We start from the raw sequence: 12,616 nt of genomic DNA, 5'->3' as shown, positions 1-12,616 counted from the left end.
GACCACTGACCACTGACCACTGACCACTGACCACTGACGACTGACCACTGACGACTGACTACTACTATGCTCATCGCATCCCGCCGAGCTTTCCTGCGGCAGATCCTCTTTGCCGCCGAACCTGTTGTCGCCGATCCCGGCGGGCACACGCTGGTGTGCGTCTTTCTCCGCGGCGGGGCCGACACGCTGAACATCGTCGTCCCGTTCGGCGACGCCGACTACTACCGCAACCGGCCGACGCTCGCGATCGCCGAGCCCAAAAAAGCCGGTGACGACGCGGCGATCGGCCTGACCGACTTCTTTGGCTTCCATCCGAAGATGTCTCCCCTTTTTCCGCTGTTCAAGGAAGGCCGGCTGGGGATCGTCAACGCCGTCGGCTCGGACGACCAGTCCGGGTCGCACTTCGAAGCGCAGGACCAGATCGAGCACGGCGAAGGGTTCGGCCGGCAGATCGGCGGCGGATGGCTCGGGCGTCACCTGCGATCGCGAATTGCCGGCGGCGACAGCCCGCTGGCGGCCGTCGCGATCGGCCCGACGCTGCCTGAATCGCTTCGGGGTGCGCCGGCGGCGGCAAGCTTCGAATCGGTCGACGAGATCCAGCTTCCCACCGCCGCCGGCAAATCATCCGCCGTCGCCAAGGCGCTCTCGAAGATGTATGCCACCCGCGCCGGCGTGCTCGGCGACCAGGGAAAGCAAACATTGCAACTGCTCGATCGCGTCGAGCAACTGCGCGGCAAGCCTTACAAGCCCGAGGCCGGTGTCGATTACCCCAAAGACGAGTTCGGCAAGGCGATGATGGAGGTGGCAAGGCTCATCAAGGCCGGCCTGGGTCTGGAAGCCGCGTGCGTGGACCTGGGCAACTGGGACACCCACTTCTTCCAGGGCTTGGGCAACGGACTGCAGTCAACGCTGATTAACAGCCTCGCCCAGGGCCTGGCGGCGTTCGACGCCGATATGGCGACCCGCCGCGATCAGGTGACGACCATCGTGATGACCGAGTTCGGCCGGCGGCTGTACGAAAACGGCTCGGCCGGCACCGACCACGGGCGAGGCTTCGCGATGATGGCATTGGGTGGGAGAATCGCCGGCGGCAAAATCCTGGGCGACTGGCCCGGCCTGACCGACCAGCGCGGCATTCCCGCCGTCCCCGGCGTAGCCGGCCCCGGCGGGCTAGAAGTGAAAGTCGACTATCGCTCGATTCTTGCCGAAGTACTGACCGACGCCGTCGGCAGCACGCAAACAGCCAGGGTCTTCCCCGACTTCAAGCCAGCGCCTGTCGGATTGGTGAAGCGTTCTGTCGCGTGAAAAACGAGGCCGCCACGGAAAAAAAAGGTTCTTCTCCCATCTGCGGGGAGTGAAGGATAGGAATAGAGCAACGGCAGCCGCTGCGTATCTTGGAGTTACCAGGCTTCAAGACGCAGGAGGCTGCCGTTGTCGATCGAAGAACTTACCGCCCTCCTCGGCGGCTGGAAAGGCTATACGCTCGGGACCGTCGGACGCGTCGAACCCGGCCAGCACGGACCGACCCTTCCGGAAGTTCACCTGGAACTCCATCCCGTCCGCGACCACCCCCGCGTCTGCTCCGGCTGCGGCAAGACCTGTCGCTCGATTCATGATACCGCTGAACGCTGGGTCGACGATCTGCCGATTTTCGACGCCATGACCCGGCTGCTGGTGCATCGCGTTCGCGTCGCCTGTCCGGACTGCGGGCCGAAGGTCGAGAAGCTCGACTGGCTGGAGCCCTACGCCCGCGTGACCACCCGCATGGCCCGCAGCGTCGCGCAGCTCTGCCGGGTGCTGCCGATCAAGCATGTCGCCGACTACTTCGGGCTGAACTGGAAGACGGTCAAGAAGATCGACAAGGCCTGGCTCACGCGTACGCTCGGACCGGTCGACCTCGACGGCGTGACGAAGCTGGCGATGGACGAGTTCGCGATCCAGAAGGGTCATCGCTATGCGACGGTCGTGATCGATCCGAACTGCAAACGCGTGCTTTGGGTGGGCCGCGGCCGCAGCCGGGAGGAGGTCCGGCCGTTCTTCGAACTGCTCGGCCCCGAGCGTTGCAAACGGATCGTGGCGGTGGCGATGGACATGAACGCCGCGTACGACCTGGAGGTGCGGGAACACTGTCCCAACGCCGAGGTGGTGTACGACCTGTTCCACGTCGTCGCCAAGTACGGGCGTGAGGTGGTGGACCGGGTCCGCGTGGACGAGGCGAACAAGGTGAAAGACGACAAGCCGGCGCGGAAGGTGATTAAGGGCTCACGCTGGCTGCTGCTGCGAAACGCCGACAACATCGAGAAGGAGCAGGACCGGATCCGGCTGGCGGAACTGCTCAAGGCCAACCGCAAGCTGGCGGCGGTCTATGTGCTGAAGGACGACCTGAAAGAGCTGTGGTTCTACCGGCACGTGGGCTACGCGAAGCAGTTCTGGGATGAGTGGTACGGCAGAGCGATCCGCAGCCGGATCGATCCGCTGAAGCGGTTCGCCGGGAAGCTCAAGGGATACTTGCCGGGGATCCTGAGTCACTGCCGATTCCCGTTGAACACTAGCGTGCTGGAGGGGATCAACAACAAGATCAAGGTGATCAAGCGGATGGCCTACGGGTATCGTGACGACGCCTATTTCTTCCTCAAGATCCGCCAGGCGTTCCCCGGAGTTGGGAGATGAACCAAAAAAAAGACCTCACCACGGAGGCACGGAGACACGGAGGGCAACTCGGCGAACAGCGCACATCTGTCATCCTGAGGTACTCCGAAGGACCTCGTATCCCAGCCGAAGAACATAACGGACACGAAACAGCAATCGCTCGTCTGGCGTGTTCGAACTCTTTTCGCCTGGGCTACCAGGTCCTTCGGAGTACCTCAGGATCACAGATGTGCGCCGTTCACCGAGTTGACCTCCGTGTCTCCGTGACTCCGTGGTGATCCCCTCCTCCGAAGTGTTCCCAGCCTCCCCGATGCTCCCCGGCTTTAGACCTGCGAATACGCCGTCGGCGACAGCACCTGGTTGTCGATCCCCACGACGATCTCGGGGTCGGTGAAGCCGGGGGTTGAGCTGAGCTTCTTCCACTCCGGATCGACGCGGAACGTGTTCCAGCTTTTTTCGCGCGTCGCCAAGTCGGGGAAGGTCAGCATGTACGTCAGGCTCGGCAGGCCCGGGCCGGTGAGGTCGCTCGCGAAGAAGACCGGCGTCAGGCCGCAGCGGCGGAAGATCGCGATCTCGCCGGCGGTGTCGAACATCTCCACCTTCTTCGCACCGGCCCGCTCGCCATGGCTGCGGTAGGTGCGGAGTTCGAATATCCGCGGCTCCTTCTTCGCCGTCGCCGCCGGCAGTTCGAGCCTGGGCATGTGCGGGAAGGCCTGCATCAGCTTGATGTCGAGCGATTCGTAGCCCGGTTCGGTGGGCGTGGCGGCGAGGAATGGCTCGGCGGATTTGGCGTAGTCGGCGTCGGTGGAGAGCTTGCCGCCCAGCGCCGCGAACGACTCGAGCGAAGCGTGCGGGATCAATACGTGCGTGGTCGGGTTGTTCATGCCGATCGACACGCCGAACACACCGATCGGCCCGCCGACTGCCTTGGCGGCGGCGGGAATGAACGCGTCGCGGAGGTAGTCGTCGAGCCGCTTCTGCATCGGGCCACGGCGGAGGTGATAGCTGCGCAGTTCGTAGTATTCCGGCTTCATGGTGTCTTTAGCAGGTTCGGGATTTGCAACTGCATTGGCGCGGGTGATCGCCGGTGACGCCAGTACCGCACCCACACCGGCCGCCATGGCGGCCGCCAGCAGGTTGCGGCGGGTGAGTGAAGTTCCATCCATTTTCTTTACTCCATGCGGTCCGCACCGTCGGATCACAAACGATACGCGGGCAATCGTCGCTGTTGTTAACGCACGGTTCAAGACCGGTGACCGAGCGCAATCTTGCCGCCCCCTTCCGTTTCCCCTGCGTCCGAGACAAGATCGATTCCCAGGGGCCTGGGCCTGACTGAGTTGCCAAGGAGATCGAGGATGACGGACCTGCCGAACCCGTGCAACACGCAACTGTCGCGCCTCTGGGCATCGCTTGCGGCGACCCTTCTGCTGTTGGCGGTTGCCCGCCCCGCCGCCGCACACCCGGAGGGGTTCAGCCAGGGGCTGGTCATCGTCGGCGCATCCAACGTGACGGTCGAGCTGACGGTTCACACCCGCGATCTCAACGACTGGTTCCCCCCGCGATCGTTCCCCGACTATGTCAAAGGCGTCTGCGAAGGGTTCGAGAAACAAGCCGCCGACCTGTACGAAGTACAGCTCAACCACGCGCCGGCAAAGTTGGCATCGGCAAAGGCGTTTCAGCCAGAGCCGGGGATGATCCAGGTCAACCTTGTCTATCCTTACGACGGTGCGTTGGAAGAGGTGAAGCTGGAGTTCCTGAAGTTCCGGGCGCTGCCGCGCGGGCATCAGCAGTACATCATCGTCACCGACGACCGGGGGGCGGCATTCGGGGCTGATCCCTACAGGCTGCTGGTCGATACGATCGACGCCGACCGCCCCATGTCGGTGAAGGACATTCCCCCGTCGCGCTGGCCCGCGACCCGCCCGGCTACAACGCCCGCCACCACCGCCGCCGCCACGATGCCGGCCGATCCCGGCCCGCCGCCGGAGATGGAGAACCGCGTTAACTTCTTCCTCGACGGTATCGGGCACATTCTCTTCGGCTACGACCACCTGCTGTTCATCGCCGCCCTGCTGCTGGCCTGTCGCAATTTCCGCGAGGCGGCGACCATCGTGACGTTCTTCACCCTCGCCCACTCGGTCACCCTCACACTGTCGGCGATGAAGCTGGTGAACATCAGCGGCGACATCATCGAGCCCGCGATCGCGGCCACGATCCTGATCGTCGCCGTCGAGAACCTTATCCACCGGCCCAAACTCGCCTGGCGGTGCGCGATCACCCTGTTCTTCGGGTTGATTCACGGCTTGGGTTTCGCGAAGGACCTTCGCGAGAAGCTCGCCAGCGACTCGTTCGCCGAGATCGTCTGGCCGCTGGTTCAGTTTTCGGCAGGCGTGGAAACCGGGCACCTGAGCCTGGTTGCCATCGCGCTGCCGCTACTGCTCTGGGCCAAGCGCCGCGAGCCACGGTTCGACCGAATCGCCGTCCCGGCGATGTCGATCGTCATCTCCGTTTTCGGCGGATTCTGGCTCGTCACCCGCATCTGGGAAACGATGCACCCGGCGGGGTGAGCCGCACTCGCGGAAGCCAACACGCGTAGCTTGATTAGCGGTCGCACCGCAGGTGCACTCTTTTCGACGTCCCATCCAAAAGACGTGCACCTTCGGTGCGACCGCTAATCAGAATGTTTCGACACCGGCACGCAGCACGCACCTTGGCAATAGTTGGAGGCGCAGGCCGTTAGGGCATTGCGGGCCTGAACCGGCCCGGGGTCTGGACATTTCTGGAGGATCGCATGTTACGTCAGCATGTTGCGCCGTGGGTCGCCGCATTGGTGTTGTGGTCGGGTTCGTTCACGACCCTTTTCGGAGCCGACGCGAATGCCGTCTCTCTTCGAATCCGCTTCGGAATGAAGGACAAGGAGCCGACCGACTGGAGCGGAAAACTCGACGTCGCCGCCGGCAAGGTTCGCGAGATCAGCGGCACCCGCTGGACGCAGGGCGATTCGGCCGACGGGGCGGCTTTCAAGGTGCAGACGCGCCGCCAGCCGGTCCAGGGCTCGGCCGACAAACAGCGCATCGACAACGGCGGGCAGATGCCGATGACCGACAACGGACTGGTGGTCACGCTCCAGGACGTGCAGCCGGAAACGCCCATCACCTTCGACTCGCTCGTCGGCAAGACAACTTTCAAGCTGTCGGCAATTCCGATGGGCAAGGGGATGGAAGCGCTCAACGGGAACCTGTTCATCGAGCGTGTTCCGTCGACGTCGCCCCTGGCCGAAGGAACGCAGGACGAAGACTACCCCGCGATCGCCACTGGGAAGAACGGCACCGCGTATCTGGTCTACCTGTCGTTCACCCGCGGCAAGGATTTTCAGGGTGTTCGCGAGCGACCGGCCACACTGGAAAGCGGGCCGAACACCGGGCCGCTGCAGGAAGGCCCCATCCGCAAGATCGAGAAGCCGCAGGACCTGGACTACCTGACCCAGCCGACGGGCGGTGAAGTGGTCTATCTGCGGGTGGGCCGCAACGGCACCTGGGGCGAACCGATCGCCGTCACCGACGGCAAACACGAATACTACCGACCGGCGGTGGCCGTCGACGGCAACGGGAAGGTGTGGGTGTTCTACTCGGCCCACCTGGGTGCCGATGCGACACTCGATCACGGCAACTGGGAACTGATGGCCCGCAGCTTCGACGCCGACGGCAAGAGCGGCGGCGCGCCGATCAACCTGAGTAACGGTGCCGGAACCGATTTCATGCCGTCGGCGGCGACAGCGGCCGACGGGAGGGTCTGGCTCGCGTGGGTCGCCGGACGGGGCGCGAACTTCAACGTCGTCACCGCGCATCAGGAGGGCGAGAAGTTCTCCGCTCCGGCGCGGGTGAGCGACTTCGCCGCCAACGAATGGGAACCCAACGTCGCTGCCGCGGCCGACGGCCGGGTTGCCGTTGCCTGGGACACCTATGTCAAGGGTGACTACGACGTCTACATATCGGTGACCGGCAAGGACGGGGCACCAGGCAAACCGCAGGCGGCCGCCGCCACGGCGGCATTCGAGGGGCGGGCGTCGATGGCGTTTGACCAGGCGGGCAAGCTCTGGCTGGCGTACGAGGCATCGCCGGAGATGTGGGGCAAGGACTTCGGCGCGCTCAAGAAGAAGGGAGCCCCGCTGTACCAGCAGGGGCGTTACGTCGATGTCCGCGCGATGACGCCCGAAGGGGTCTGGATGGAGCCCGCGGCAAACCTCATGGACGCGATGCCCGAAACCGCCGCCGCACAGCGCGGCGGCAAAGGCGCCAAGGGTGCGGCCGCCAAGGGGCCCAATCCCCGCGTGCAGACCGCGATCGCCCCCTGCTATCCGCGCATCTCGGTGGACAGCGCCGGCCACGTCTTCCTGGCATTCCGCGGCAAGCCGGGCAGCAACTGGCGCGTGGGCGTCGGCAGCGTATGGAATGAGTACCTCACGCGGCTCGACGCCAACGGCTGGAGCGAAGCCGCATGGGTGCCACGCTCGAACAACATCCTCGATAACCGCCCCGCGATCGCCGCCACCGGCGACGGGGTACTGGTCGCATTCTCGGGCGACGGCCGCGGCGAGATAAACCCTCCGAAGGTCGGCGATCCTCACCAGGCCGGTGCCGAAGCCGGCATCACCGACGACGGCGCGGCAGCGCTGAACGATCCGGCGTCGAATGACGATGTCGTTCTCGTCCAGGCTCCGCCGGCCGGCGGCGAAAAGCTCGAGCCCGCCAGGCCCAAGAAGAACGCCGGCAGGAAGAACGCCGGCGGACGTCGTGCTGGCCAGCAGGACCCCAACAACGACATCTTTATCACCACGCTGAGCGCGTCCGATTCGGCGGCTCCGCCGGCGCGCCCAAGGTCGTCGCCGCGAAGGTGGCCGAAGCGGCAGGCGTCAGCGCCGACACCACTGCCGAACGCAACGACGTCAGGATGATGCGCGACTACCGCTACGACCTGAACGGCGAATCGCTGCGGATCTGGCGCGGCGAGTTCCACCGCCATACCGAGCTTTCGCCCGACGGCGGCGGCGACGGCGGTCTGCTCGACATGTGGCGATACGCGATCGATGCCGCCGCATTCGACTGGATCGGCGACGGCGACCACGACTACGGCAACGGCCGCGAATACTCCTGGTGGACCACGCAGAAAGCCGTCACGCTCTTTACCCTGCCGGGGCACTTCGTGCCCGTCTACAGCTACGAGCGCTCGGTCGTCTACCCTGAAGGCCATCGCAACTGCATGTTCGCCCAGCGCGGCGTGCGGTCGCTGCCTCGACTGCCGATCTCGTCGCCCGACAAGTTCGCGCCGGCACCCGACACCAACCTCCTCTACATGTACCTTCACCACTTCAAGGGCCTCTGCGCCAGCCATACCTCGGCCACGCAGATGGGCACCGACTGGCGCAACAACGACCCGATCGTCGAACCGTTCGTCGAGATCTACCAGGGCGACCGCAACAACTACGAGCGGCCGGACGCCCCGCGCTCGGCCGTCACCGAGGCGAAGCTCAAGCAGTCCACGCCCGAAAAGGAAAGCCTCGGCGGTTGGCGGCCACTGGGCTTCGTCAACCTCGCCCTGCTCAAGGGTTATCGCCTGGCATTCCAGAGCAGCAGCGATCACATCTCGACCCACCTGAGCTACTGCAACGTGCTCATCAGCGGCGAGCCGACCCGCGAAGCCATTCTCGACGCGATCCGCAAACGTCGGGTTTACGGTGCGACCGACAACATCCTGGCGGATGTCCGCTGCCGGACCGGCGGCACCGATCACCTGATGGGCGAAGAGTTCACGACGACCGATGCCCCGGCGCTGCGGGTGAAGATCGTCGGCGCGAAGAACATCGCCAAGGTCGTCATCGTCAAGGACGATGTCGTGGTACACGAGATCACCCCCAACACCCGGCAGGTCGAGTTCACCTGGACCGATCCCAAGCCCACCGCCGGCAAGACCAGCTACTACTACGTACGTGGCGAGCAGGCACCTGACATGGACGGTGCCAGCAGCGGCGAACTGGTCTGGGCGTCTCCGATGTGGATCAAGTATGACGGCAAGTAAGGGTTAGCGGCTTGGGGAGTACTTCGCGGTACGTCCCCGGGCACCCTCCCTGCCCCACTATGTCTGGCCGTCCCCTCCTCCGTAGACACGTCGGGGGAGGGGACTATGGACCGCACCGAATTGTCCAATCGTAATTGTTTGTCTCCCCAAGAAGTGTCATCCATGGTACACCTTCCCCCTTATGCAGCGAGCTGTTGAGCGATGGACCGTTCGGCGAATTCTCGAATGGACGACCGCATTCTTTAATCGTAAGACCGTCGATGCCCCGCGCCTCTCGGCCGAGCTGTTGTTGTCGCACGTGCTCAACCAGCCGCGGATCAAGCTTTACACCGACTACGAACGTCCGCTGACCGACGCCGAGCTGTCGGCATTCCGCGATTTGGTCAAGCGCGCCGGCGAGCACGAGCCGATCGCCTACCTGACCGGCAAGGCCTATTTCTTCGGGCTCGAGCTGGCCGTCACCCGCGACGTGCTGATCCCTCGCCCGGATACCGAGACGCTGGTCGAAAACGTCCTGCAGATGGCGCGGATGGAAACCGGCAAGGAGTCGCCGCGCGTCCTGGACCTGTGCACCGGCTCGGGCTGCATCGCGTGCGCGATCGCCAAACAGCTCAAGACGTCACAGGTGCTGGCGGTCGATCTCAGCCCGGCGGCGGTCGAAGTGGCTCGCCGCAATGTCGAATTGCTCGGGTTGTCCGACCGGGTGACCGTCGAGCAGGGAGACCTCTACGAACCGCTGTCCCGCGTGGTGGACGCCCGGCCGTTCGACCTGATTGTCGCCAACCCGCCTTACATTGCATCGGCCGACATCGCCGCGCTGGACCCGAGCGTGAAGAACTTCGAACCGGTCAGCGCGCTCGACGGCGGCGCCGACGGGCTGGACCTGCACCGCCGCATCCTCGACCAGGCCGACGACCGGCTGGTGCCCGGCGGGCGCATTTACCTGGAAATCGCGTTCAACCAGGGCGAACAGGCGATGGCGCTGGTGGCGACCTACGACCAGCTGGAAAGCGCCACCCTACTGAAAGACTACGGCGGCAATGACCGGGTGATCTCCGCCCGCCGCAAATGATGTCGCCGCAAATGACGCCGCCGACCGCCCCGCCACCGTTGGGGCTGACCGCCTCATGACCGCCGCACTGCTCACACCTCCAGGCGCCGCAGCGATCGCTGTCGTTCGCATCCATGGGAGCGGCGTCGGGCCGTTCCTTGCCGCGCACTTTTCCGGCCGGGCACGCATCGGCCGGGCCGTTCACGGACAGCTCAGCGACGGCAACAAGGTGATCGACGATCCGGTGGTCGTTCTGGTCGATTCCTGTACGGCCGACCTGAACGTCCACGGCGGACCCTGGGTTGTGCGGGCCACACTCGATCTGCTGGGCCGCTGCGGTTTCGCGGTCGAATCGCTGGCAACCGGGGCCGCGCAACAGGCTTCGCCCGCCGGGGGTCAGGCCGCCGCGATCCATCTCGCCGAAACGTCTGACGCGCTATCGCGGGAAGTACTCGCCGCCCTGCCGCACGCGCGGACTGAACTGGCCGTTCGCGTGGTGCTGGCCCAGCCGGCGGCGTGGGAGGCGCTGTTACGATCGCCGCCAGGCCGTGAGGTCATCGAAGCGTTGCTCGCCGATCGCACCATGCAGCGGATCCTTCTGACGCCGACGGTAGCCATCGTCGGGCCGGCCAACGTGGGGAAGTCCACACTCGCGAACCGGCTTTTCGGCCGGCAGCGGTCGATCACGGCCGACCTTCCGGGCACGACGCGCGACTGGGTGGGAGAGCTTGCCAATCTTGAGGGGGTCGCCGTCATGCTGGTCGATACGCCGGGCATCCGCCGAAGCGATGACGTCATCGAACAGACCGCGATCGCCAACGCGAAGGACCGGGTCTCCACGGCTGACGCGGTGGTGGTCGTGCTCGACGGCGCACGGCCTTTCGACGACGAGCAGGCCGACGTCCTGCGGCACCACCGGGGCGCAATCGTCGCGGTGAACAAGTCGGACGTCGCGCCGGCGTGGGACGTCAAGCTTCTGGGCACCGACGCGCTGCCCATCGCCGCCAGGACCGGGACCGGCATTGATCGACTGACCCGCGCCATCTTGGTACGGCTCGGCTGCCTTGACCTGCGAATCGATTCCCCACGTTGCTGGACGCCCCGGCAGCGTGAGATATTGCACGCCATCGGCTGAACGCCGCACTGCAATCCCCACCGGCGGCGCAGCACGACCCTTATGGATGACTTCGTTTACAAGAAGGCCTTCCTCGACGAACCCGAACAGATCGCCGTTGTCGAGACGGTCCGCGGGCTGACGCCCGGCTTCTACATTCCGCGAACCCGCTGGGGCAAGGCGATGAGCCTGCGAATGAACTGCCTCGGCCGCCACTGGTCGGCACGCGACTACAAGTATCACACCGTGCGCAAGGATGTAGACGGCCTGGCCTGTGCGCCGATCCCCGACGCGCTGCAAATGCTCGGACAGCGGGCGATTGTCGCCACCCGCTACCTGCCCCAGGGCCTCGTGCGCCCGTTCGACAGTTGCATCGTCAACTGGTACCCGGAGGCCGGGAGCAAGCTCGGCGACCACGTCGATAACAGCGAATCGCCGGAGGCGATCGCGTCGGGCTATCCGGTGGTATCCATCTCGGTCGGCGCATCGTGCGTTTTCCGCATGGGCGGGCTGTCCCGGACCGACCCTTACGAGCAGACCACGCTCGAATCCGGCGACCTGGTCGTCTTTGGCCGATCGCGACGACTGGCTTACCACGGGGTCAAGAAGATCATTCCCGGGACGACCCCGGCAACACTTCCACTACCCGAGCCGGGGCGGATTAATCTTACCTTCCGGATTGTATGAGTCCGAGACAAAGATTCCTTTTGTAGGCAAAGCGTGTATCATCGGTCGCCGCGATGGGACTGCTCTTTTTCAAGAAGCCGATGCAGCAGGCGATCCTGGCTGGTCGCAAGGTGACGACGATCCGTCGCTGGAGCCGTCCCCGCGTGAAGGCCGGCGGAAAGGCGTGGGCTCAGGGCGTCGGCTGGCTCGCGATTGAGGCCGTCGAGGTGATCGATCTTCGCGGGATGACCAGGCGTGACGCACAGGCCGATGGACTGCCGACGCTGGCCGCGCTGCGTGCGATACTCAGGGAGTGTTATCCGGCACCGGGTCGCGACGGGAAGAAATGGCTTCGAATCCGCTTCCGCCTGCTCGACGCGCCACCGCCTGCGGCGAAGGAGAGAAGAGTGACAGGCGCGGATTCAGAAAAGCAGAAAGAGCCGCGCACGAAGTAAGCGGGAGCAACGCCGTCTCAGGCTACTCCTGTTCCTTCGTGCGCGGCTGCCTTGATAGCGTCACGCGCTTTAAAGATGCACCCGCGGATCGCGCATTGGCGGACCGCGAGCATTATTTTAGCAAAGATGTGTATCTGCGTTTACTTCTTCAGCAGGCCGTACAGCCCGCGGCTGACCTGATTGAAACGCTTGCGTTCCTTGATCAGCTGCTGGTTGACAATATTCTTAAATGACTTGCTGTTGCTCTTGTACCCGGCCGCCTGCACACCAGCCATGATGTCGCCGACCTTCATCGGCTTGCCATTCTTGGCGAGGACTTCTTCAATGTAATCCGGAAGCGGGCGATCGTTATGAGCACGGCTGCCCGGCCCACGGCCACCGAGGCTGATCGCGCCGCCCGATACCTTTGCGATCTCGGCGTCCACCGCATCAACCTTGGCCTGCGCCTTGGTCCGCTTTTTCAGCAGCTTGTCCAGCAGCCGCTTGCGTTCGTTGAGTACGCGCTCGAGATCCAGAATATTCAAAGTCGAAGTGTTCGCTGTGCGTGCCATAATACAGTTTCCTTATTCTCCCCAAACCGCGATTAACATACGCCCTGTTCATAAT

General features: G+C 64.5%; 11 protein-coding genes. 9 read left to right on the top strand and 2 right to left on the bottom strand.

Annotated features, from left to right (window positions below; translation table 11 throughout):
* Positions 1-66 precede the first annotated feature (66 nt).
* Together IPV69_RS18120 and IPV69_RS18115 are read left to right on the top strand one after the other, a co-directional pair.
* Positions 67-1,305 (top strand): DUF1501 domain-containing protein, encoded by a 1,239-nt coding sequence (locus IPV69_RS18120; protein ID WP_206291128.1) that lies wholly within the window; start codon positions 67-69, stop codon positions 1,303-1,305.
* A 126-nt stretch (positions 1,306-1,431) separates the two neighbouring features.
* A complete protein-coding gene (locus tag IPV69_RS18115; RefSeq protein WP_206290508.1) occupies positions 1,432-2,670 on the top strand; it encodes an ISL3 family transposase in 1,239 nt (412 codons plus the stop codon).
* Positions 2,671-2,972: 302 nt separating this feature from the next.
* Here IPV69_RS18115 and IPV69_RS18110 read toward each other — a convergent pair whose 3' ends face one another.
* Positions 2,973-3,815, bottom strand: a complete 843-nt coding sequence (locus IPV69_RS18110) for an NIPSNAP family protein (protein ID WP_206291127.1) — start codon at positions 3,813-3,815, stop codon at positions 2,973-2,975.
* A 189-nt stretch (positions 3,816-4,004) separates the two neighbouring features.
* Here IPV69_RS18110 and IPV69_RS18105 point away from each other — a divergent pair, with 189 nt between their 5' ends.
* The 7 genes from IPV69_RS18105 (at position 4,005) to IPV69_RS18075 (ending at position 12,010) form a co-directional block, all read left to right on the top strand.
* Positions 4,005-5,216 (top strand): HupE/UreJ family protein, encoded by a 1,212-nt coding sequence (locus tag IPV69_RS18105; protein ID WP_206291126.1) that lies wholly within the window; start codon positions 4,005-4,007, stop codon positions 5,214-5,216.
* Positions 5,217-5,440: 224 nt separating this feature from the next.
* Positions 5,441-7,603, top strand: a complete 2,163-nt coding sequence (locus tag IPV69_RS18100) for a TolB family protein (protein WP_206291125.1) — start codon at positions 5,441-5,443, stop codon at positions 7,601-7,603.
* Entirely contained in the window at positions 7,543-8,724 is a 1,182-nt protein-coding gene (locus tag IPV69_RS18095) for a CehA/McbA family metallohydrolase domain-containing protein (protein ID WP_206291124.1), read from the top strand. Before IPV69_RS18100 ends, IPV69_RS18095 begins: the two co-directional genes overlap by 61 nt.
* 181 nt (positions 8,725-8,905) lie before the next feature.
* Positions 8,906-9,796, top strand: a complete 891-nt coding sequence (gene prmC / locus IPV69_RS18090) for a peptide chain release factor N(5)-glutamine methyltransferase (protein ID WP_206291123.1) — start codon at positions 8,906-8,908, stop codon at positions 9,794-9,796.
* Between the two features lie 55 nt (positions 9,797-9,851).
* Positions 9,852-10,910: a GTPase gene (locus IPV69_RS18085; RefSeq protein ID WP_206291122.1), complete on the top strand. Its 1,059-nt coding sequence runs from the start codon at positions 9,852-9,854 to the stop codon at positions 10,908-10,910.
* A gap of 42 nt (positions 10,911-10,952) precedes the next feature.
* A complete protein-coding gene (locus IPV69_RS18080; RefSeq protein ID WP_206291121.1) occupies positions 10,953-11,576 on the top strand; it encodes an alpha-ketoglutarate-dependent dioxygenase AlkB in 624 nt (207 codons plus the stop codon).
* Positions 11,577-11,629: 53 nt separating this feature from the next.
* Entirely contained in the window at positions 11,630-12,010 is a 381-nt protein-coding gene (locus tag IPV69_RS18075) for an ASCH domain-containing protein (protein WP_206291120.1), read from the top strand.
* Between the two features lie 140 nt (positions 12,011-12,150).
* Here the strand turns inward: IPV69_RS18075 and IPV69_RS18070 are convergent, their stop codons facing one another.
* Complete coding sequence (locus tag IPV69_RS18070; RefSeq protein WP_206291119.1) at positions 12,151-12,561, bottom strand: HTH domain-containing protein; 411 nt, start codon at positions 12,559-12,561, stop codon at positions 12,151-12,153.
* Between the last annotated feature and the right edge of the window lie 55 nt (positions 12,562-12,616).

The sequence above is a fragment of the Humisphaera borealis genome (genome assembly GCF_015169395.1).
Classification (GTDB): Bacteria; Planctomycetota; Phycisphaerae; order Tepidisphaerales; family Tepidisphaeraceae; genus Humisphaera; species Humisphaera borealis.
Note: the sequence above shows the minus strand (reverse complement) of the source record. Positions and strands in the feature narration are given on the sequence as shown.

Excerpts from the sequence above, each read along its gene's own strand:
- prmC (WP_206291123.1), top strand. The coding sequence starts at position 8,906 with ATGCAGCGAGCTGTTGAGCGATGGACCGTTCGGCGAATTCTCGAATGG.
- IPV69_RS18075 (WP_206291120.1), top strand. The coding sequence starts at position 11,630 with ATGGGACTGCTCTTTTTCAAGAAGCCGATGCAGCAGGCGATCCTGGCT.
- IPV69_RS18100 (WP_206291125.1), top strand. The coding sequence starts at position 5,441 with ATGTTACGTCAGCATGTTGCGCCGTGGGTCGCCGCATTGGTGTTGTGG.
- IPV69_RS18085 (WP_206291122.1), top strand. The coding sequence starts at position 9,852 with ATGACCGCCGCACTGCTCACACCTCCAGGCGCCGCAGCGATCGCTGTC.
- IPV69_RS18105 (WP_206291126.1), top strand. The coding sequence starts at position 4,005 with ATGACGGACCTGCCGAACCCGTGCAACACGCAACTGTCGCGCCTCTGG.
- IPV69_RS18110 (WP_206291127.1), bottom strand. The coding sequence starts at position 3,815 with ATGGATGGAACTTCACTCACCCGCCGCAACCTGCTGGCGGCCGCCATG.
- IPV69_RS18070 (WP_206291119.1), bottom strand. The coding sequence starts at position 12,561 with ATGGCACGCACAGCGAACACTTCGACTTTGAATATTCTGGATCTCGAG.
- IPV69_RS18120 (WP_206291128.1), top strand. The coding sequence starts at position 67 with ATGCTCATCGCATCCCGCCGAGCTTTCCTGCGGCAGATCCTCTTTGCC.
- IPV69_RS18080 (WP_206291121.1), top strand. The coding sequence starts at position 10,953 with ATGGATGACTTCGTTTACAAGAAGGCCTTCCTCGACGAACCCGAACAG.